Raw genomic sequence first — 19,982 nt, 5'->3', positions numbered from 1 at the left:
TCTGTCGAAGGTACAGAACTTCGTTCTACGATTGCGCACGCAACGAGAATGGAGTGATCCCGTGGACTTCACGCTTCCCGAGAGCGCGCTTGCCGTCCAGAAGGGCGTCGGAGACATCTGCGCGCGCTACGACATGGACTACTGGCAGCGGTGCGAGGCCGACAAGCGCTGGCCCGAGGAGGTGTGGGCGGAACTGGCCAAGGGCGGGTGGCTCGGGCTGGCCGTACCCGAGGAGTTCGGGGGCGGCGGGCAGGGGCTGCTGGAGCTGACGGTCGCGACCGAGACGCTGGCCGCCTCCGGCGCGGCGGGCGGGTCGGCCTTCACCTACGTGCTCACCCCCGGCTTCGGCGCGCTCACCCTGGGCAGGCACGGCAGCCCCCGGCAACGCGCCGAACTGCTGCCCAAGCTGGCCACCGGCGAGATCGAGACGTGTTTCGCGCTGACCGAGCCTGACGCGGGCTCCAACTCGCTGGCGATCACCACCTCGGCCCGGCGCGACGGCGACGAGTACGTGATCAACGGGCAGAAGATCTGGATCACCGGGGTGCAGCGGGCCACCTGGATGATGCTGGTCACCAGGACGATCCCGGCCGCAGAGGCCAGGCCGCGCACCAACGGGCTGACGGTTTTCCTGGTGAACGTGCCCGAGGCGGTGGCCGCGGGGCAGCTGTCGTTCCGGCCGATCCCCAAGATGGGCGCCAACACCACCCCGTCCAACATGGTGTTCGTCGACGACCTGCGGGTGCCCGCCGCCAACGCGGTCGGGCAGATCGACCAGGGCGCCGTCGTGCTGTGGGACATCCTCAACCCGGAGCGGATCCTGCTGGCCGCCTCCGCGCTGGGCGGCGCCGAGGTGGCGCTGCGGGTGGCGGTGGACTACGCCAAGGAGCGGGAGGTCTTCGGCAGGGCGATCGGCGCCAACCAGGCGATCGCCTTCCCGCTGGCGCAGGTGAAGGCGAAGATCGAGCTGGCCAGGCTCATGCTGTACAAGGCCGCCTGGGCCTTCGACCGGCAGCTGCCGTGCGGCACCGAGGCCAACATCGCCAAGCTGACCGCCTCGCAGGCGGCGTGGGAGGCGGCCGACGCGGCCTTCCAGACCCACGGCGGGATGGCCTACTCGCTGGAGTACCCGGTGGCGCGGCTGCTGACCGACGCGCGGATCGGTAAGGTCGCGCCGGTGACCGAGGAGCTTCTGCTGAACTACCTGGCCACGCAGGTGCTGGGCCTGCCCAGGAGCTTCTAGCACCCGGTCAGGAGCTTCTCGGGTCCGGTCATTCCAGGACCGGCTCGGGAGCTTCCAGGGCCGGCTCAGGAGAAGGACGGCGGGCGCTTCTCGCGGAGCGCCCTGACCCCCTCCACGACGTCGGGCCCCGAGAAGCCGAGGAACTCCATGGCGAGGGAGGCGTCGAACGTCGGCCCCGCCATCCGCAGCCAGTTGTTGAGCGAGTACTTGGTCAGCCTGATGGCCTCCTGGGCGCCCTCGGCCAGCCGTACCGCGATCTCCATGGCCCTGTCGTGGACCTCGGCGTCGTCGACGCAGACGCTCACCAGGCCCATCCGCTCGGCCTGCTCGCCGGTGACCGGCTCGCACAGCAGCAGGTGGTACTTCGCCTTGGCCATGCCGCACAGCAGCGGCCAGATGATGGCCGCGTGGTCGCCGGCCGCCACGCCGAGCCTGGTGTGCCCGTCGATGATGCGTGCCGTACGGCCGGCCACGGAGATGTCGGCCAGCAGCGCGACGGCCAGGCCCGCGCCCACCGCCGGCCCCCGGATGGCGCTGACGACCGGCTTGGCGCAGTTGAGGACGTTGTAGACGATGTCGCGGGCCTCGGCGAACACGCGCATCCTGGTGGCGTGGTCGCGGGTCATCTCCTCGATCATCGCCAGGTCGCCGCCCGCGGAGAAGGCCTCGCCCTCGCCGGTGACCAGGATCGCGCGCACCGACTCGTCGCGGTCGAGGTCGCGCCAGATGTCGGCCAGCTCGCGGTGGCCGGTCATGTCGACCGCGTTCAGCCTGCCCGGCTCGCTGATCGTGACGCGCGCGACGCCGCCGGCCGGCCGGTCGACCCTGAGCTTGGTGTAGCGGTCGAAGGCGCTCACGGCTCCAGCGCCGCCCTCAGCCTGGCCGCCACGTAGGCGCGGGCCTCCTCCGCCTGGTCGAACCAGCCGGGCAGGCCGAAGAAGCCGTGCACCGTGCCCGGGTAGCGGCGCACCTCGACGGCCACGCCCTCGGCCGCCAGCCGCGCGCCGTAGGCCTCGCCCTCGTCGCGCAGCACGTCGTGGTCGGCGCTCACCACGGTCGCGGGCGCGAGGCCCGCGCACGAGCCGAGGCGCAGCGGCGACAGGCGCGGATCGAGGGGGTCGGCCTCGGCCGCGTAGCGATCGGCGAACCAGGCCATCTCCTCGGCGTCGAGCCCGTAGCCCTTGGCGAACTCGCGGTAGCTGGCGGTGTCCATGGCCACGTCGGTGATCGGGTAGACGAGCACCTGGTGGGCCAGGGTGAGCCCGGCGTCGCGGGCCTGCCAGGCGGCGACCGCGGCCAGGTTGCCGCCCGCGCTGTCGCCGATCACCGCGACGTCGCCGTTGCTCTGGTAGAAGGCGGGACGGGCGAAGATGTCGCGCACCACGGTCCAGGCGTCGTCGGCCGCGGCGGGGAAGGGATGCTCGGGCGCGAGCCGGTAGTCGACCGACACCACGACGGCGCCGGTCCTGACCGCCAGGTCCCTGCCCAGGGCGTCGTTGCGCCTGACGCTGCCGAACACCCAGCCGCCGCCGTGGAAGTAGACGATGACGGGCAGCGTGTGGTCGCCCGGATCGGCCCGGTAGACCCGGATCGGCACCTCGCCGGCCAGCGCGTCACGGACGAACGGCAGGCGCGTCAGCGGTCCGCGCCTGTCGGCCAGGCCGTCGACGGCACGCATCTGCTCGATCTCCGCCTGGCCCAGGCCGCCGAGATCGACGCCGAGGTCGGAAGGATAGAGCTCCAGATAGGCCCTGGCCTGGGGATGCAAGCTCATGATCCGAGCTTACTCATGAGGCACCCCATTTCTCATCAGTATCGGGCGGCCTCCACGAGTGCCTCGAACAGCCGCATATCATCACCGCGCTCGGGGTGCCACTGGACGCCGACGCCGAACCGGTGACCCTGCAGTTCGACGCCCTCCACGATCTGGTCGTCGGCCCAGGCCACCGCCAGCAGGCCGGTGCCGAGCCGCTTGACCGACTGGTGGTGCGGCGCGGTCACCTCGATCCGGTCGCCGAGCGCCTTGCCGAGCTTGCTGGAGACGCTGACCTGGATGACGTGCGGCTGTCCGGGGGCGGCGTGCCGTTCGTGGTCGAGCACGTCGGGCAGCCACGGGATCAGCGTGCCGCCCTGGGCGACGTTCAGCACGTGCATGCCGCGCGCCACGGCCAGGATCGGCACGTCCGCCTGGACGGCGGCGCGGGCCAGCGCCAGCTCGAAGCGGTCGCGTTGCGGCTGCGGCGGGGCCACCCTGTCGTCCTGGTCGGCCCCGTAGACGGAGCCGGCGACCTCGGCGCCGCCGGCCAGCACGATGCCACTGAGCCCCCTGACGTAGTCGTCGACGGCGTGCAGGTTGAGCGGGGGCAGCAGGACCGGCGCCCCGCCCGCCCGTTCGACCGCCCTGGCGTAGGACGGGGGGCCGAGAACCGCCTCTCTGACCCAGTCGCCCCAGCGGGCGGCCTCGAAGTAGGCGGTGATGCCGATCAGCGGTCGGGACATGCGCGCTCCAGATTGCATGCAGGAGGACGGGCGACCAGGTACCTGGTGGTCCATCATGGCGCACACGATTTCGGTTATGTCACCTATCCCGGGTATCAGTGCTGTCACTTCCGGCGCACCGATCACCGGGGCCGGGGCCGACCGCCCGCTCCTCGCCGGGGGCCCGCGGCTCCCGCGCGACCCCATCCGGCCCATTTCTTGGTGAATGCGATATTGATTCACCTTCAGCGCGGGAAATGTTCTGGATTTTGATTGCGGAAAATAACGGTACAGTTACGGATAGTTTGGATTCACACCGTATTGAGGTGAAACGGTGGTGACCCCAGGGAAGTGGTGTAAGACTCCGGGACGAGCGTACGGATACGCCGGGGCTCGCCGCACGCTCGCAACCCGGAACCGTCAGGGAGGTGGAACGACAGACCGGAATCGCATTCTGGTCAAAGGTGGGGTCACAAGGCATGTCGTTGAATCCGCGCCTCGTCAAGGAGAGTTTCTCCGTCATCGAACCCGTCGCCGACCGGGCGGCGGCCTACTTCTACGGGCGGCTGTTCGCGGAGAACCCGCACCTGCGCGGGATGTTCCCGCCCGCCATGGACGTCCAGCGCGACCGGCTGTTCAGCGCGCTGACCAGGATCGTGTGGTCACTGGACAGTCCGGACAGCCTCGCCTCCTATCTCGGCCAGCTCGGCCGCGACCACCGCAAGTACGGCGTGATCGCCGAGCACTACACCGCGGTGGGCAACGCCCTGCTGGCCACCGTCAGACGCTTCGCCGCGGCCATCTGGACCAGCGAGATCGAGGCCGCGTGGGTGGCCGCCTACACCGCCGCCGCCAACCTCATGATCGACGCGGCCGACATCGCCTCGGGCGTCTCGCCGGCGTGGTGGCTGGCCGAGGTCATCGACCACGAGCGGCGCACCGAGGACATCGCGGTCGTCACGCTCAGGCCGACGCAGCGCCTGCCGTACGTCGCGGGGCAGTACGTCAGCGTGCAGACCGCGCGCTGGCCGCGGGTGTGGCGGACGTTCTCCATCGCCAACGCGCCGCGCGAGGACAACACGATCAGGCTGCACGTGCGCGGGGTGGCCGGCGGCTGGGTGTCGACCACGCTGGTCCGGCACACCCGCGTCGGCGACACCATCATGCTCGGGCCGCCGATCGGCACGATGATCCCGCACGAGTCCGGCGCCAGGGACGTCCTGTGCGTCGCGGGCGGCACCGGCCTGGCCCCGATCAAGGCCATCATCGACCACATCATCACCTCGGGCAGGCGGCCCAACATCCACCTGCTGTACGGCGCGCGCACCGCGGCCGAGCTCTACGACCTGCCCGACCTGGTCAGGATGGAGTCGGCCTTCCCCTGGCTGCGGGTGCTGCCGGTGGTGTCGGGCCAGTCGTCCTACGACGGCATGCGCGGACGGCTGCCCGAGGTGATGCAACGCTTCCACTCGTGGGCCGAGCACGAGGTCTACGTGTGCGGTCCCCCGGCGATGGTGCACGAGACTGTGCGCCGGCTGCAGACGGACGGTGTCCCGCCGGCCCGCATCCACCGGGACATCGCCCAGGGCGAGCACTGACCGGCGGCCCCCGCCCGTGGCGGTCGTCAGCGGAAGGCGGCCGCCGTCTCCTCGTCGTTGGGCCAGAAGGTCTCGATGGCCAGCTCCGACACCGTCACGTCCACCGGCGTGCCGAACGTCGCGATCGTCGTGAACATCGACAGCACCCGGTCGCCGTGCCTGATCCGCAACGGCATCAGGATGTCGGCGATGCCGGGCGCGTGCGCCACGTTCAGGTCGACGCCCGGGTAGGTGTAGGCGGCCAGCTCGTCGTGCAACTCGGCCAGCCGCCCGTCGCCCGAGGCCTCCGCCTGCCGCCGCAGCCGGTGCAGCAGGTGCGCCCGCACCTCCGCCAGGTTGATCAGCCGGCCGCCCATCGCGTCGGGGTGCAGCGACAGCCGCATCACGTTGACGGGCTCCTTCAGCAACTCGGCCGGCACGCCGTCCATGAACATCGCCGCGGCCGCGTTGCCCGCCACCAGGTTCCACGCCGCGTCCACGACCAGCGCGGGGTACGGCTCGTGCCCGGCCAGGATCTTGTCCAGGGCCTGCCGTACCACCTCCATCTCGGGCGCCCGCACCTCCCGCTCGGGGAAGACGGGCGCGTACCCGGCCGCCACCAGCAGCCTGTTGCGGTGGCGCAGCGGCACGTCGAGTTCCTCCGCCAATCTCATCACCATGTCCCTGCTGGGCTTGGCCCTGCCGGTCTCGAGGAAGCTGATGTGCCGGGCCGAGACCTCCGCCTCGATGCCCAGGTCGAGCTGGCTGACCCTGCGCCGCTGGCGCCAGGATCGCAGCAGATCACCAAATGACTCGTGGTTGACGGCAAGTGCTCCCATGCGGGGAACGGTAGCGGTAAAGGGGGAATCGCCACGATTACCCCGGACGTAAAGCGGGACCGCACCACACCGGACCGCCAGGCGACGCGGCACGCCGGAGCGGCCCGCCGGGGTGGCCCGCCGGGGTGACCCGCCGGGAGCGACGATCCCGGCGACGCGGCACGTCAGGGCGGCACGTCAGGGCGGGGCCGCCGGGGCGGCACGTCAGGGCGGGGCCGCCGGGGCGGCACGTCAGGGCGGGGCCGCCGGGTGGCGGTCCTGGCGGCGCGGCGCGGTGTCAGAGCGGGGTCGCGGTGAGGGCCGTCCACGCCGGTGGCCGTGCCGTGCACGGGCCGCCGTCGTGCACCAGGATCCGCCGGTCCGCCGGTTCGATCGCCACCGTGGCCAGCGTCGCCCACCGGGTGCCGAGCGCGCCCCCGGCCGGCGCGTGGCAGCACACCTCCGCGCCGTCGCCGGGATGGGCGGTGAGCAGGGTGGCCAGGTCACCGGGGCCGTCCAGGCCGGGACGGCCCCGCACCCGGGCGCCGAGCAGACGCAGCCGGTCGTGGGTGTCCGGGTCCAGCCGCCCGCGCAACTCCCCCGCGGCGAGCGCGGGATCCAGGAAGTGGTTGGTGCGCACCAGCCAGCCGTCGCCGTCCGGCTCGACCACCCTGACGCCGGCCGGGCTCAGCTCGACGGAGGCCGCCCGGCCGGCGGTCACGACGGTCATCACGGTGGAGGCGGAGACCGGGGCGTCGCGCAGGATGGCGACCGCTTCCTCGAACGAGCCGGCGCCGCCGAGCACCCGGCGGGCGGCCAGGTGGACGGGCACGCCGCCCGCCCCGTCGTCGGTGTGGCCGAGGATGTTGAACAGCAGCCCCACGCCGGCCTCGTTGACGCCGATCTTCGCCAGGATGCCGTGCTCGGTGATCCCGGCGAACGCCCACGTGTCGCCGCGCACCGACTGGATGTGCCACATGGCGGCCAGTTCCTCGTGCCAGTCCCAGCACTGGCCGCCGGCCGTCCGGGAGGCGGCGTGGACCACCGTGGAGCACTCTCCCGCGCGCGGCCCGCCCGCCGCGGCGAGGATCTCGGTGCGCGCGTTGAGCGCGGCGACGGTCCAGAGCGGCACGCCCGCGCCCTCGGCCACGCCCTCCATCTCCTCGACGAGCTCCGGCGCCCAGGCGCGGGTCGCCGCGACCGTCCCCAGGGCGAGCGCGGGGACGTCGAGCGGCACGCCGCCGGCCGCGGCGGTGGCCGCGAAGAGCTCCTCGTAGGCGCGCCACGCCCGCGCGATCTCGTCGCGGGTGCGGCGGCCCCGGTCGTGGCCGCGCTGCCGGGGACGGGTTCCCGTCACCTGGATCTCCATGCGCCTGCTCAAAGCCCGCACCTCCGTACCGATCGCGACCTGGCGCCGCGTCAGGAAAGCGTAGACCGCCCCTCCCCCGGCGGATCCGGTGGGCGGACCGCTCAGGAACCGGTCAGGGCCGGTCTGGAGCGGGCGGGCCGACCAGGCAGGCGCGGGCCGACCAGGCGGGCACGGGGAGGCGGGCGTGGACTGGTCTGGAGCGGGCGGGCCGACCTGGCGGGCGCTGGCCGGTCAAGTGAGGGCGGGCCGGTCAGGTGAGGGCGGCGTGCAGCTGTTCGTAGGTGGGCGCCAGCTCGCGTAGTCCGGCCGCGAGCGCCGCGTCGTCGCCCGCCACGAGGGGCCGTTGCAGGCCGCCCACGATGCGCGCCTGCCGCTCGGCGACGGCGGCGCCGTCCGGCAGGTCCAGGACGCGCAGACAGTGCGCCAGGTCGTTGAGCCGGCGGGCGCCCACCCGGACGGCGAACGCCTCGAGCAGGTCCCTGACCTGCGGGTCGAGCCCCTCCTCCACCAGCTCGGCGGCGCGTACGGCGGCTGCGGCCTGCCCCAGCGTGCCGGGTTCGACGGCCACGTCCTTCCGGCCCGCCAGCCAGGCCAGCGACACCGGCAGCGAGCGCCGCAACGCCTGCTCCGGCTCCACCCGTGCCCGCCGGACGAACCCGGACCGCATCGCGAACGGCCGCGGCAGATAGCTGACGAGCTCGCCGCGCCAGGCGGCCACGAAGTCCTGGGTCGGCAGCGTGGCGTAGGGGTATCCCTGGGGATCGTGCAGCAGCACGGAGTCGTCGTCCGCCTCCAGCACGACCACGTAGTGGTCGGCCGCGACCGCCTCGCCGGAGCCGGGCTGGTACAGCAGCAGCCCCAGCTCCAGCGGGCCCGCCAGGACCGGGCCGTGCTCGCAGCCGGCCCGCAGGCGCGCCACGGCCTCGGCGGCCGTGCCGCCGTCGCCGCGCTCGCACGTCCAACCCAGCAGTTCGATCGCGGTGTCGAGGCCCTGGTCGGGATCCCAGCCGAAGGGGTCGAACAGCGGCAGGCGGCCGCCGATCAGCTGCATGCCGTACGGCGAGCCGGTCAGGACCTCGATGACCGAGGCGGGTGGCGCCTCGGCGCCCAGGATCATGGCCAGCGAGTTGGCGTAGCAGTACGGCCCGGAGCCCACGTAGGTGATCGACATGGCCGGGAGCCTGCGGCCTGACATCGTGTGAGGGTCAACCGGGCTCTCCCCTCGCCGGGACATATCCCCCCGACCCGGGACACAGGCTCCGCACGCCCGGCCGTGCATGCGGCGCTGCCCGGAGATTGTCGGCGCCACGTGGCACGATGGCCAGCAAGCCAACATGGGAGACCATCATGAGCGACGCACTACTCGCCGTCGGCACCCGCAAGGGGCTCTTCCTCGCCCGGTCCCGCGGCGGCGGCCCCTTCGAGGTCGAACCGATCCAGTTCTCCACGGTCGGGGTCCACGCGGTCGCGATCGACACCAGGGGTGAGCGGCCGAGGCTGCTGGCCGGCATCGAGTACGGCCACTTCGGCCCTTCGGTGATGTACTCCGATGATCTCGGCGCGAGCTGGCAGGAGGCGGACAAGCCGCCCATCGCCTTCCCCGAGAGCACGGGCGCCACCCTGGAGCGGGTCTGGCAGTTGCTGCCCTCGCCGTCCGAGCCCGGCGTGGTCTGGGCGGGGGTCGAGCCAGGGGCGCTGTTCCGCTCCGAGGACGGCGGCATCACCTACTCCCTGGTCGAGGGGCTGTGGGAGCATCCGCACCGGGCACGCTGGCAGCCGGGGGGCGGCGGCCTGTGCCTGCACACCATCCTCAGCCACCCCACCGACCCGAAGATCATGGGCGTGGCGATCTCGAGCGGCGGTTTCTACCGCACGAGCGACGGCGGCCAGTCGTGGGAGGCGGCCAACCGGGGGATCAGGGCGCCGTTCCTGCCCGAGGGGCAGCAGTATCCCGAGTTCGGGCAGTGCGTGCACAAGGTGGGCTTCCACCCGGCCCGGCCCGAGCGGCTGTTCCTGCAGCACCACTTCGGCGTCTACCGCAGCGACGACTTCGGCGGGTCGTGGACCGACATCGGCTCCTCGCTGCCCTCCGACTTCGGCTTCCCCGTCGTCGTGCACCCGGGCAGGCCCGACACGCTCTACGTCCTTCCGCTGCACGCCGATCTCGACCGCACCCCGGTCGGCCACCGCTACCAGGTCTTCCGCAGCGACGACGCGGGGGCCAGCTGGCAGGCCCACGGCAAGGGCCTGCCCGAGGGCCCGGTCTACGCCTCGGTCCTGCGCGACGCCATGACGGCCGCCGCGCTCGACGGCGGCAGGGCGGGCATCTTCTTCGGCACCCGCGACGGCTCTGTCTACGCCTCGCGCGACGACGGCGACACCTGGGAGGAGGTGGCCGCCCACCTGCCCGACGTGCTGACCGTGCGGGCGGCCGTGCTGTAGCTGGGCGGGAGCCGGCGGCCGTGCTGTAGCTGCGCCGGAGCCGGCGGCCGGGCTCCAGCCGTCCGGAACCGCCTCCAGCCGTACGTGGCCGGGCCCGCCGGCTGGAGCCGTACTAGCCCAGGATCTCCTCGCGGATCCGCGCCCATTCGAGCGAGTGCGCGATGCCCTCGGCGACGGTGTGCCTGGCCTGCCAGCCGAGCAGCCGCCCGGCCAGGTCGGTACGGGTGTAGGCGCCCGCCACGTCGCCGGGGCGCGGGCCGGTCTCCACGACCTCGATGGGCCTGTCCACCACCTGGTTGAAGGCGGCGGCCAGCTCGCGCACGGTCGTGCCGGTGCCGGTGCCGAGGTTGATGACGTCGTCGGTGAAAGTGTCGAAGCGCTCGAGGGCGGCGACGTGCGCGGTGGCCAGGTCCCACACGTGGATGTAGTCGCGGATGCCGGAGCCGTCACGGGTGGGCCACGAGGTGCCGGTGATCTGGAACGGCGTGCCCTCCTCCCACGCCTCGATCATCTTGCCGAGCGCGTGGCTGGGCCGGCGCAGCTGCAGGCCGGTGCGCATCTTCGGGTCGGCCCCGATCGGGTTGAAGTAGCGCAGCGACAGGATCCTGATCGGCTGGGTGGCCGAGATGTCGGCGAACATCGCCTCGCACACGGCCTTGGTGCGGGCGTAGGGGCTCTGCGGCGCCAGCGGCGAGCTCTCGTCGACGGTGAAGTCGGCGCCCGCCGCGTAGATCGACGCGGACGAGCTGAAGATCAGCTTTTCGCAGCCGTTGCGCAGCAGGTGGGAGACGAAGTCGAGGCTCTTGGCGACGTTGGCCTGGTAGTAGCCGACCGGGTCGGCCACCGAGTCGGGCACCACGATGAGCGCCGCGCAGTGGACGACCGCCTCGATGTCGGGGTGCTCGGCGAAGATGCGGTCCACGAGGGCGGCGTCGGCGATGTCGCCCTCGTAGAAGGCGCGCCCCCGCGCGAACTCGGCGCGCCCGGTGACCAGGTTGTCGAGGATGACCGGGGTGATGCCGGCGTCGAGGCAGGCCGAGGCGACGGTGCTGCCGATGTATCCGGCCCCGCCGGAGATGAGGACCTTCACGGGGCGATCCGCCCGTTGGCCACGAACGCGGCGTGGGTGAGCGGCATGAGTTCGGCCCAGGCCGCCTCCATCTTCTCGGCGACCATCTCGATCTCCCGCTGCGGGAAAGAGGGCACCTTGGCCTGCTCGTTCTTGGTGCGCAGCGACAGGAAGTGCATGAGCGAGCGGGCGTTGCAGGTGGCGTACATCGTGGAGAACAGGCCCACGGGCAGCACGGCGCGGGCGACCTCGCGGGCGACGCCGGCCCCCAGCATCTCCTGGTAGGCGGCGTAGGACTGCCGGTAGGCGCTCTCCATGGCCTCGCTGACCAGCTTGTGCTGCTCGGGGGTGCCCTCGACGAAGACGTAGCGGCCCGGCTTGCCCTCCTGGACCAGCTTGCGCTGCTCGCCGGGCACGTAGAAGACGGGCTGCAGCTCGCGGTAGCGGCCGCTCTCCTCGTTGTAGGACCAGCCGACCCGGTGCCGCATGAACTCGCGGAAGACCAGGATCGGGGCGCTGATGAAGAAGGTCATCGAGTTGTGCTCGAACGGGCTGCCGTGGCGGTCGCGCATCAGGTAGTTGATCAGGCCCTTGGACCGCTCGGGATCCTTGTTGATCTCGTCGAGTGACTGCTCCCCCGCCGTCGACACCCTGGCCGCCCACAGCACGTCGGTGTCCGACGCGCTGTGCTTGACGAGTTCGACCGTCACGTCGTTCAGGAAACGTGGCTCGTCGCTCACTGGGTGGATCCCCCTTGCTCTCACCGTTCTGGCCGCCCGCCATCGTACGCCTCTCCTCCCGTGCCGGGCGGCACGCGTCCGGCGGGCGGCCGGATCACGCGCCCAGGCAGGCGGCCAGGCGAGCGGCCAGATCACGCACCAAGACAGGCGAAGCCAGGCAGGCGCCCGGGCAGGCGCGGCCAGGCAGGCGCCCGGATCAGGCGCCCAGGTAGGCGGCCAGGCGGGCCGCGGCCTGACGGGGGTCGCGTTCGGCCGACAGGGCGGCGGCCAGCAGGAGCCTGGCCTTGGGGGCGGTGAGCGTGCCCGCGAAGATCGCGCCGGCCCGCTGGAGCGCGACGCCGCCGCTCTCGTAGATCGGCGTGGCGGGCCCCTGCCGGCAGCGCGAGGACACCAGGACGAGCATGCCCTCGGCCAGGCAGGTCCGGATCTCGGCGAGCAGCCCGGGCGTCGCGTTGCCGGCGCCCATCGCCTCCAGGACGATGCCGCGGGCGCCCGCCTGCCGGGAGGCGGCCACGTGGACGCCGTCCGCGCCCAGGTAGGCGGGCACGATATCGACGCGGGCCTCCAGGGAGACCCGCTCGCCGGGGGTGAGCCAGGGCGAGCGGACCGGGCGCGAGGTCAGGTGGAGGCGGTCGCCGTGCACGTGGCCGACGGGCCCGGCCCCGGGAGAGGAGTAGGCGTCGGGCGCCAGCGTGTGGGACTTGGTGGCGTGGCGGGCGGCGTGCACGAGCTGCGCCATGACGATGACCGCGCCGAGCCCGCCGGCCTCGGCGGCGACGCGGACGGCGTCGGCGATGTTGCGCGGCCCGTCGCTGTCGGGCAGGCCCGCGTGCCGCTGCGCTCCGGTGAAGACCACGGTGTGGCCGGGTTCCAGCAGCAGGTCGGTCAGGTACGCCGTCTCCTCCATGGTGTCGGTGCCGTGGGTGACGACGACACCGGCCACCTCGGGGTCGCCGGCCACGGCGCGGGCCCGCTCGGCGATCCGCAGGGACTCGGCCACCGTGAGGTCGAAGCTGTGGGCGAGCATGAGCTCCTCCACCGTGACCCGCACGCCGGCCGCGGAGACCAGATCGTGTCCCTGCACGGCCACCCGCACCGCGCCGTCACGGCCCGGCCTGGAGGCGATCGTGCCTCCGGTGGTGATGACGTGCACGCGCGCGCCGGTCGGCCCGGTCATCGGCGCGCCGCCTCGGCCTGGATCGTGACGCGGTTCCGGACGAGCAGGTAGTAGAGCCCGCCGGCCACCAGGCCGCCCGACAGCCAGGAGAAGTCGGTGCCGTTCAGCGCCCGCGCGATGGGGCCCTGGGTGAGCGGGACCATGCCGTACTGCCAGCTCCAGGCCGCCACGAGCCCCAGCACGAGGCTGGCCAGCGCCCTCCAGTTCACCGGCCCGTACGGCGAGGCCGCGTCGGTGTACAGCGTCTCGACGTCCATGCGGCCGCGCCGTATCACGAAGTAGTCGACCATCAGGATGCTCGCCCACGGGCTGATCCACACCAGGATGGAGACCATCCAGTGGTCGAAGGCCTGGGCGAAGTCGTCGGCCTGCACGAAGACGACCAGCACGGCGGAGGCCACGAGGCCGGCGATCAGGGTCAGCTTCCAGCGGGCGACGCGGATGCCGATCGACAGCGCCGCCAGCGAACAGGAGTACAGGTTGAGGATGTTGGTGGCGACGGGCCCGTGCATGACCAGCAGCAGGACCGGGACGGCCAGCGCGCCGAAGGTGTTGGTCACCAGGGTCGACGGGTCGCTGCCGCCGCTGCCGCTGCTCAGGTAGGCGCCGAGGCCGGCCAGCCATACCGTGGGCACGTACATGCCGAGCGCCGTCGACCAGAACACCGAGGCGCCGGAGGCGCCGGGGCGGACGAAGCGGCTGTAGTCGGCCGAGTAGGGCAGCCAGCTGATGCCCCAGCCGATGCCGATGGCGGTCAGCAGCTGGGTGACGGCGGTCAGCTTGGCGCCGGGTTCGGCGGCGGTCGCGGCCGTCCACTGCGGGTCGACCTGGACGGCGGCCAGCACCGTCATGACCGCCATGATCAGTACGGTGACCGGCACCGTGTACTTCTCGAAGGTGCGGATGGCGTAGAAGCCGTAGAGCGCCAGGCCCAGCTGCACGACCATGATGATCGCGGCGACCAGGTACTTCAGCCCGAGGCCGCCCTCGACGCCCATGCGGGCGAGGATGGCGAGCACCAGGTCGAGCACGACCCAGGTGTTGACGCCGACCCAGCCCATGGTCAGCAGCCCCTGGACGACACCCGGCACGACCGCTCCGGCGCGGCCGAAGGCGCCGCGGCCGATCACCATCTGGTTGACGCCCGTGCGGTGCCCCATCAGGTTGAACAGACCGAAGATCGCGCAGCCGGCGAGGTTGCCGATCGCGATGACGGCGATGGTCTCCAGGAGGCTGAGGCCCAGGGTCACGCCCAGCGAGCCGAGGACCCAGTTGATCGGGGCGATGTTGGCACCGGTCCAGATCCAGAACTGCTGCCAGGGGGTGGAGTCGCGGGCGGAGGGCGGAATGGGCTCGACGCCGTGGGCGTCGAAGCGGACGCCGTCGCTCTCGGCGGCCGGAGCGGCCGTGTTGGACCGTGTGGTGGATCGCATGGTGTCCTCCTTGGTGATGTGCCCCACACAAGCACGCCGATCCCGGGCGCAGGGAGTGGAGGAACCTCTAGAGAACGACGTGTTGGCTGTATAGAGTTCTAGCGTGTTCACGCTCGGGACCCTGCTGCACCATGACGAGCTCGAGCTGCGCCTGCTGGTGCCGGGCCCGGCCGGCGCGCTGGAGCGGCCCCTCGCGTGGGTGCACAACACCGAACTTCCCGACCCCTCGCGCTACGTGCGCGAGGGCGAGCTGGTGATGACGAACGGCCTGTGGGCCGAGCAGGTGCCCGCGGCGCGGTTCGTGGCCAGCGTCAAGGCGGCCAGGGCGGCCGGGATCATGTTCGGGCTGCGGGCCGAGACGCCGCACACGCCCGAGGATCTCGTCGCCGCCTGCCGCGAGGCGGAGCTGCCGCTGCTGGAGATCTCCATCGCCGTCCCGTTCACGGAGGTCTCCCGGGTCGTCGCCGCGATGTCGACCGACGACCGCAAGCAGGCGCTGGTCAGCATGGTACGGCGGGGCGACGCCCTGGCCACCGCGATCTCCCGGGGCGCGGGCGCCTCCGGCGTGCTCGACGTGCTCAGGGGCGATCACGACCTGCCCCTGGCGGTGGTCGACAGGATGGGCCGCTCGCTCGCCGTGGCCGGCGCCGCGCTCGACGCCGACCAGTTGCGGGCCGTGGCCGAGGGGCTGGCCAGGCGCCCGCCCGCGCTGGAGGTCGACCTCGGGTCCGCCGGGCGGGCGGCGCTGTTCCCCGTCGGGGCGGTCGGCGACATCGACGCCGCCCTCATCTGCCTGCGCCCGCTGCGCGAGCTCGGCGCGGCCGAGCGGGAGGCCCTGGAGCAGACGGCGCGCTTCCTGAGCCTGGAGGTCGCCAAGCAGCAGGCGGTCCAGGCGATCGAGATGCGCTTCGCCAGCGAACTGCTGGAGATGGTGCTGTCAGGAGGCAGGCGGGCGGCCGAGGTGCCGGGGCGGTTGCGCGCCTTCGGCGTGGACCCCAGCGGGCCGCTGGCCGTGTGCGCGGTGGCCTTCGCCGGCGAGGAGGCCGCCACCGTCCACGGGCTGGCCGAGGTGATCGGCGAGCTGTTCGCGCTGGAGGGGGTGCCGGCCGTGGTGGCCGGCGGTACCCAGGACGTCGTCGCGGTGCTGCCCTGGCGGCAGCCGGAGGGCCGGCTGCCGGAGCTGGCCCGGCGCCTGGTGAGCGGCATCGAGCGGCGCTTCCCCCGCCTGCGGCCCGTGGTGGGGCTGAGCGGGCTGGCCCCGCACGCGGCGGAGCTGCGCCCGCGGCTGCTGCAGTCGCGTGAGGCCTGCCGGGTGCTGCGCCGCACCCCCACCGGGCCCGCGGTGCGCGGGTTCGCCGAGCTCGGCACCCACCGGCTGCTGCTCGGCCTGCTGGATGAGGAGACGCTGCGCCAGTTCTCCGACGATCTGCTCGGGCCGCTGCGGGCGCACGACGCGCGGCGCGGCGGCGAGCTGGAGCTGACCCTGCGCGCCTTCCTCGACCACGACGGGCAGTGGGCGGCCACGGCGGGAGCGTTGCACGTGCACGTCAACACGCTGCGCAACCGCCTGGCCAAGATCGTGGAACTGACCGGCAGGGACGTGGGCCGTACCGAGGACCGGGTGGACCTGTTCCTGGCGCTGGCCGCCGACGCCGTCGACTGACGACGTCAGAGCGGGTAGACCTCGGGGTCCACCTCCGGGGGCCGCGGCCGCCGGACCGTCAGGTCGCCGTCGGCTGCGGCGATCTTCGCCAGGTCGCCGCAGCGGGCGAAGGCCACGTCCGAGCAGCCGCGCGCGTACTCGATGAAGCGGCGCAACGCCATGGCGCGGCCCGGCCGTCCTGACAGGAACGGGTGCACGCACAGGTTGAACAGGCCCCCGTAGTGGCGCATGCCGTCCAGCTCGGCCCGCCACAGCTCGAGCACCTTGACCGGCGACTCGATGACCGAGCCGATGTGCGGGGCGGGCAGGAACGCGTACTGCTCCCAGTCGTCGAGCGACCAGTGGACGGGCAGTTCGACGATCCGTCCGGCGGCCGTCTCCACCTGGTACGGCCGGTCGTCCCCCATCAAGGAGGAGTCGTAGCGCAGGCCGTACTCGGCGACCAGGTCGGCCGTCTGCCACGACGCCTCCCACAGCGCCGCCCGATGGCCCAGGATCTCGATGCCCTGCTTGTCGAAGACCGCCAGCGCCCGCTCGAAGTCGGCCCGCTCCTCCTGGGCGGTCATCGACGTGGGCGGCCGGTGGCTGTAGGAGTGGTGGGCCACCTCGTGCCCGCGCTCGGCGATCGAGGCGGCCAGGCCCGGCCGGTGCTCGGCCACCCAGCCGGGCACGAAGAACGTGGCGGGGACGGCCAGCTCGTCCAGCAGCGCCAGGATGCGGGGCAGGCCGACCTCGGGACCGTAGGCCTGGTGCGACATCGTCATGGCGTGGTCCGCGTAGCCGCGGCCCTGGGCGAGTATCGGCGTCTCCGCGTCCACGTCGAAGGTCAGTGTCACGACCGCGCTGGCCGCGCCGTGCCACGATTGGGTGCTGCCCATCCGTCCTCCTGTCGTACCCGGCTCAGGCCGACGCCTCGGCGGCCTGCCGCCACAGACGAGCATGGCTCAACGTCGCCATCGGCTGCAGCATCTGGTGGTCGAAGGCCGCCAGCGGCAGCCCCTCGGCCAGGCGCCGCGGGAAGTCGGGGTTGGCCAGCGCGCCCCTGCCGATGGACAGCACGTCGGCGTGCCCGTCCTCGAGGACGGTGGCTGCCTGGCGCGGATCGTGCATGCCGCCGTTGGCGATCACCGGCAGCCCGGTCACCTTGCGGGCCAGCCCGGTGATGGTGATGCCGCCCTCCAGGGTGGCGGTCTCGATCCAGTCCCGGCCCTCGCTGGCGATGTGCAGGTAGTCCGGGCCCACCTCGGCCAGGGTGGAGAAGATGGTCTCCGCCTCGCGGGCGCCGCCCGCCCACCGGTGCCGGAAGTCGTTGACCTTGGTCTGCGACAGCCGTACACCCACGCAGAAGTCGGGGCCGGTCCGCTCGCGGATGGCCGACACCACCTCGGCCGTCAGGCTCGCCCGGTTGGCGGTCGAACCTCCATAGCGGTCGTCGCGCAGGTTGGTGTAGTCGGTCAGGAACTGGTCGAGCAGGTAGCCGTTGGCGGCGTGCACCTCGACGCCGTCGAAGCCGGCCTGCCTGGCGCGGGCCGCCGACTCCGCGAAACCGCGCACCGCCGCGTCGATGTCGTCCTGGCTCATCGCGATCGGCTTCGGCCAGGGGCCGTGCCCGCCGTACTCGGGCATCTTCTGCCCGCGCGGGGTGACGGCCGACGGCCCCGCGGTGACGTCGGTGTGGCGGTTGGCCTGCGACAGCGCGCCGGCGTGCATGAGCTGGAGCACGATGGGCGAGCCGGCGGCGTGCACCGCGTCGGTGATCTCCCGCCAGGCGGCCACGTGCCGGTCGGAGACGATGCCGGGCTGGTTGGGGTATCCCTGGCTGTAGCGCGTGTCGGTGTAGGTCCCCTCGGTGATGACGAGGGAGAAGCCGCCCTGGGCGTAGGCGCGGTAGTAGTCGGTCATCTCGGCCGTCGGCGTGCCGTCGGGGGCGGCCGACACCCTGCTCATGGGCGAGACGGCGAGCCGGTTGGTCAGCTCGAGCCCGCCGAGCCGTTCGGGTCGCAGCGCGGGATGGGTCATCGTTCGTTCACTCCTCGGTGTCGGTGAGGTCGTCGTGGGGGTCGCCGTGGGGGTCGCCGTGGGTGTGGCCGTGGGGGTCGAGCACCTCGATGGCCAGCGGGGTCGGCCGGTGCCCGTTGATCTCCACCAGGTCCTGCGGGCAGGCCGAGACCACGACCACGCAGTCCATGGCGGCCTCGAAGGTGATCGCGTCGCCGGGGCGGCTGATCGCGCTCAGCCAGCTCAGCCCGCCGTCGTCGGCCACGGGGATCCGCATGAACACGTTGACGGGCTGGGGGGTGCCGGGAAACGACAGGCCCAGCCGGTCGAGGCTGTGGCGCAGGTTGTCGGCGCAGGAGGCGTGGAACCCGCGCACGCCCAGCGCGGCGTACCGGGCGGGGTCGCACGCGGCGATGAGCATGTCGTGCCAGCCCGGCGAGGTGTCCTCCGCCATGGTGAGGATGGGCCTGCGCCGGTCGGTGACGAAGTGCTCGCCCGGCGCGGGGAACAGGCGGCTGGTGAAGGCGCGGGTGTGGGCGGCGCTGAGATGTTCGGTCACGTCGTCGGCGGCGAAGGCGAACAGGTCGCCGACCTGGCCGCCGTCGACGTCGACCACCCGCACCCGCTGCCCGGCTGTGACCTTCACGGCCCGGCCTTGGCTGGCGGGCACGATCACTCTCGATTGCATGCGCCTAGAAAAACACGATCAACCGACCCTCCGACATGGAGATCAGTCCAGCGTTCGACGCATTCGCTGGAGAAAGCTCCAGAGATCTCACAGGCGGTAGACGCGGCGGGCGTTGCCCGAGCCGATCATGTGGGCGGCACGGGCGGCGTCGGCGGCGGTCCACTCCCCCGACTCGATCCTGGCCGCCAGCACGCTCGCCAGGCCGCGCCTGAAGTACAGCGCGCCGATGTGGCAGGTCTCGGCCGCGCCGTAGCAGTCGGAGCTGAACAGCTGCTTGTGGAACGGCACCAGCTCCAGCACTTCCTCGAGCACCCTGGCCGAGCCCGCGGCGGTGTGGGTGAGCGCGAGGCCGACGTCGGCGTAGACGTGCGGGAACACCCCCGCGAGGTAGGCGGCCTGCCGGTGGAAGGGGTAGCAGTGGAGCAGGACGACGGGCACGCCGAGGGGCTGCAGCGCCCTGATGAAGCCGGTCATCCGCGCCGGGTCGGCGCGCGACAGGTCGAGGTCGGCGTCGCCGTAGCCGGTGTGGAACTGGATCGGCAGCCCGCGCTCGCGGGCGACGTCGACGGCCGTCCACAGCAGGTGGCGCAGCAGGATCGGGTCGGCCAGGCGCTCCTTGGGATCGGAGAGCCTGCGGTTGGCCGCGGCGATCACCGAGCCCCTGCTGGGCCGTGAGGGGTCGAAGTCGAGGCCGCACCGGTAGGCGATGACCGACTTGAACCCGACGGCGCGGGCCGCCCTGGCGGTGAGCTCCTCGGTGAGGCTGTCCATGTAGTCGACCGCGACGGCCGCGGTCTCGGCGATGTCCTGCTCGATCTGCTCCAGGCGGACGATCTCGTCGGCCGCCGCGCCGCCCTGCCGGCCCATCTCGGCCGCCGTCAGCAGCTCGGGCGCCTCGAGGCCAGTGTCGACGAGGAAGGCGACCACGCCCGCGGCCCGCAGCAGCCGGCTGTTGACCTCCTCCGCGCCGAGCTCGGCGCGCCTGGCGAGGTAGACGGCCGGAGGGGCGTGGGGATCGAGGTCGAGCACGGGCGCGCACCAGCGGCGGATGGCCGCGCCGAACGGCGTGTCGAAGTGGGTGGTGCCGGGCGGGGCGGGCAGGCGGGACTCGCTGATCAGCAGCTCGAACTGGGCGCGGCTGAGATCGTCGCGGCGCACCCCGTGGCAGTGGTGGTCGACGAGCGGGGCGAGCAGGGCATCGCGCACGGCGTCCGGGAGGGTGACGGGGAGCATGCGCCCGACTCTAGAGCGTGATCACAGCCGGTCACGGAAATTTTGCCGACCGCG

Annotated in this window: 18 protein-coding genes; 4 read left to right on the top strand and 14 right to left on the bottom strand. The window is 72.6% G+C overall.

Annotation, left to right across the window (positions count from 1 at the left end; translation table 11 throughout):
• Positions 1–61: 61 nt before the first annotated feature.
• A complete protein-coding gene (locus ACWENQ_RS31500; protein WP_452417433.1) occupies positions 62–1,243 on the top strand; it encodes an acyl-CoA dehydrogenase family protein in 1,182 nt (393 codons plus the stop codon).
• A 65-nt stretch (positions 1,244–1,308) separates the two neighbouring features.
• On the opposite strand, the gene ACWENQ_RS31495 is transcribed toward ACWENQ_RS31500, so the two are convergent.
• The 3 genes from ACWENQ_RS31495 to ACWENQ_RS31485 are packed head-to-tail and all read right to left on the bottom strand — an operon-like array spanning position 1,309 to position 3,742.
• Positions 1,309–2,100 carry an enoyl-CoA hydratase/isomerase family protein gene (locus ACWENQ_RS31495; RefSeq protein WP_452417431.1) on the bottom strand — a complete coding sequence of 264 codons (792 nt, stop codon included), beginning with the start codon at positions 2,098–2,100 and terminating at the stop codon, positions 1,309–1,311.
• Positions 2,097–3,017, bottom strand: coding sequence for an alpha/beta hydrolase (locus ACWENQ_RS31490; protein WP_452417429.1), 921 nt, complete (start codon positions 3,015–3,017; stop codon positions 2,097–2,099). The genes ACWENQ_RS31495 and ACWENQ_RS31490 overlap by 4 nt, the downstream gene beginning before the upstream one ends.
• Positions 3,018–3,052: 35 nt before the next feature.
• The gene (locus ACWENQ_RS31485; RefSeq protein WP_449925154.1) at positions 3,053–3,742 is read right to left on the bottom strand and encodes a gamma-glutamyl-gamma-aminobutyrate hydrolase family protein; all 690 of its coding nucleotides are present in this window, start codon (positions 3,740–3,742) and stop codon (positions 3,053–3,055) included.
• Between the two features lie 458 nt (positions 3,743–4,200).
• On the opposite strand from ACWENQ_RS31485, the gene ACWENQ_RS31480 reads away from it, so the two are divergent.
• Positions 4,201–5,319, top strand: a complete 1,119-nt coding sequence (locus ACWENQ_RS31480) for a globin domain-containing protein (RefSeq protein ID WP_452417427.1) — start codon at positions 4,201–4,203, stop codon at positions 5,317–5,319.
• Between the two features lie 26 nt (positions 5,320–5,345).
• Here ACWENQ_RS31480 and ACWENQ_RS31475 read toward each other — a convergent pair whose 3' ends face one another.
• The 3 genes from ACWENQ_RS31475 to ACWENQ_RS31465 all read right to left on the bottom strand — a co-directional run bounded on the left by ACWENQ_RS31475 (position 5,346) and on the right by ACWENQ_RS31465 (position 8,656).
• On the bottom strand, positions 5,346–6,137 hold the full coding sequence (locus ACWENQ_RS31475) for a helix-turn-helix domain-containing protein (RefSeq protein WP_354906876.1): 792 nt from the start codon (positions 6,135–6,137) through the stop codon (positions 5,346–5,348).
• A gap of 277 nt (positions 6,138–6,414) precedes the next feature.
• On the bottom strand, positions 6,415–7,497 hold the full coding sequence (locus ACWENQ_RS31470) for a C45 family autoproteolytic acyltransferase/hydolase (RefSeq protein ID WP_452417425.1): 1,083 nt from the start codon (positions 7,495–7,497) through the stop codon (positions 6,415–6,417).
• A 238-nt stretch (positions 7,498–7,735) separates the two neighbouring features.
• Entirely contained in the window at positions 7,736–8,656 is a 921-nt protein-coding gene (locus ACWENQ_RS31465; protein ID WP_452417424.1) for a hypothetical protein, read from the bottom strand.
• A 176-nt stretch (positions 8,657–8,832) separates the two neighbouring features.
• On the opposite strand from ACWENQ_RS31465, the gene ACWENQ_RS31460 reads away from it, so the two are divergent.
• Positions 8,833–9,927: a WD40/YVTN/BNR-like repeat-containing protein gene (locus ACWENQ_RS31460; protein ID WP_452417422.1), complete on the top strand. Its 1,095-nt coding sequence runs from the start codon at positions 8,833–8,835 to the stop codon at positions 9,925–9,927.
• A 112-nt stretch (positions 9,928–10,039) separates the two neighbouring features.
• Here the strand turns inward: ACWENQ_RS31460 and galE are convergent, their stop codons facing one another.
• From galE to ACWENQ_RS31440, 4 genes are all read right to left on the bottom strand, one after another.
• On the bottom strand, positions 10,040–11,017 hold the full coding sequence (galE, locus tag ACWENQ_RS31455) for a UDP-glucose 4-epimerase GalE (protein WP_452417420.1): 978 nt from the start codon (positions 11,015–11,017) through the stop codon (positions 10,040–10,042).
• Positions 11,014–11,736 (bottom strand): FAD-dependent thymidylate synthase, encoded by a 723-nt coding sequence (gene thyX, locus ACWENQ_RS31450; RefSeq protein WP_452417418.1) that lies wholly within the window; start codon positions 11,734–11,736, stop codon positions 11,014–11,016. Before thyX ends, galE begins: the two co-directional genes overlap by 4 nt.
• A gap of 196 nt (positions 11,737–11,932) precedes the next feature.
• Positions 11,933–12,913, bottom strand: a complete 981-nt coding sequence (locus tag ACWENQ_RS31445; protein WP_452417417.1) for an asparaginase — start codon at positions 12,911–12,913, stop codon at positions 11,933–11,935.
• On the bottom strand, positions 12,910–14,346 hold the full coding sequence (locus tag ACWENQ_RS31440) for a purine-cytosine permease family protein (protein ID WP_449925176.1): 1,437 nt from the start codon (positions 14,344–14,346) through the stop codon (positions 12,910–12,912). The genes ACWENQ_RS31445 and ACWENQ_RS31440 overlap by 4 nt, the downstream gene beginning before the upstream one ends.
• Positions 14,347–14,449: 103 nt before the next feature.
• On the opposite strand from ACWENQ_RS31440, the gene ACWENQ_RS31435 reads away from it, so the two are divergent.
• Positions 14,450–16,009 carry a PucR family transcriptional regulator gene (locus tag ACWENQ_RS31435; RefSeq protein ID WP_452417415.1) on the top strand — a complete coding sequence of 520 codons (1,560 nt, stop codon included), beginning with the start codon at positions 14,450–14,452 and terminating at the stop codon, positions 16,007–16,009.
• Positions 16,010–16,014: 5 nt separating this feature from the next.
• Here ACWENQ_RS31435 and ACWENQ_RS31430 read toward each other — a convergent pair whose 3' ends face one another.
• From ACWENQ_RS31430 to ACWENQ_RS31415, 4 genes are all read right to left on the bottom strand, one after another.
• A complete protein-coding gene (locus ACWENQ_RS31430; RefSeq protein ID WP_452417413.1) occupies positions 16,015–16,887 on the bottom strand; it encodes a polysaccharide deacetylase family protein in 873 nt (290 codons plus the stop codon).
• Between the two features lie 22 nt (positions 16,888–16,909).
• Positions 16,910–18,028 (bottom strand): oxidoreductase, encoded by a 1,119-nt coding sequence (locus ACWENQ_RS31425; protein ID WP_452417411.1) that lies wholly within the window; start codon positions 18,026–18,028, stop codon positions 16,910–16,912.
• Between the two features lie 7 nt (positions 18,029–18,035).
• Positions 18,036–18,695, bottom strand: coding sequence for a DUF1989 domain-containing protein (locus ACWENQ_RS31420; RefSeq protein ID WP_452417410.1), 660 nt, complete (start codon positions 18,693–18,695; stop codon positions 18,036–18,038).
• 87 nt (positions 18,696–18,782) lie between these two features.
• Positions 18,783–19,928, bottom strand: a complete 1,146-nt coding sequence (locus ACWENQ_RS31415) for an amidohydrolase family protein (RefSeq protein WP_452417408.1) — start codon at positions 19,926–19,928, stop codon at positions 18,783–18,785.
• Positions 19,929–19,982: the final 54 nt, after the last annotated feature.

This window comes from Nonomuraea sp. NPDC004354, from assembly GCF_053602555.1.
Note: the sequence above shows the minus strand (reverse complement) of the source record. Positions and strands in the feature narration are given on the sequence as shown.

Coding starts and splice junctions, on each gene's coding strand:
- ACWENQ_RS31490 (WP_452417429.1), bottom strand. CDS start 3,017: ATGAGCTTGCATCCCCAGGCCAGGGCCTATCTGGAGCTCTATCCTTCC.
- ACWENQ_RS31485 (WP_449925154.1), bottom strand. CDS start 3,742: ATGTCCCGACCGCTGATCGGCATCACCGCCTACTTCGAGGCCGCCCGC.
- ACWENQ_RS31480 (WP_452417427.1), top strand. CDS start 4,201: ATGTCGTTGAATCCGCGCCTCGTCAAGGAGAGTTTCTCCGTCATCGAA.
- ACWENQ_RS31475 (WP_354906876.1), bottom strand. CDS start 6,137: ATGGGAGCACTTGCCGTCAACCACGAGTCATTTGGTGATCTGCTGCGA.
- ACWENQ_RS31465 (WP_452417424.1), bottom strand. CDS start 8,656: ATGTCGATCACCTACGTGGGCTCCGGGCCGTACTGCTACGCCAACTCG.
- ACWENQ_RS31460 (WP_452417422.1), top strand. CDS start 8,833: ATGAGCGACGCACTACTCGCCGTCGGCACCCGCAAGGGGCTCTTCCTC.
- ACWENQ_RS31445 (WP_452417417.1), bottom strand. CDS start 12,913: ATGACCGGGCCGACCGGCGCGCGCGTGCACGTCATCACCACCGGAGGC.
- ACWENQ_RS31440 (WP_449925176.1), bottom strand. CDS start 14,346: ATGCGATCCACCACACGGTCCAACACGGCCGCTCCGGCCGCCGAGAGC.
- ACWENQ_RS31430 (WP_452417413.1), bottom strand. CDS start 16,887: ATGGGCAGCACCCAATCGTGGCACGGCGCGGCCAGCGCGGTCGTGACA.
- ACWENQ_RS31425 (WP_452417411.1), bottom strand. CDS start 18,028: ATGACCCATCCCGCGCTGCGACCCGAACGGCTCGGCGGGCTCGAGCTG.
- ACWENQ_RS31420 (WP_452417410.1), bottom strand. CDS start 18,695: ATGCAATCGAGAGTGATCGTGCCCGCCAGCCAAGGCCGGGCCGTGAAG.
- ACWENQ_RS31415 (WP_452417408.1), bottom strand. CDS start 19,928: ATGCTCCCCGTCACCCTCCCGGACGCCGTGCGCGATGCCCTGCTCGCC.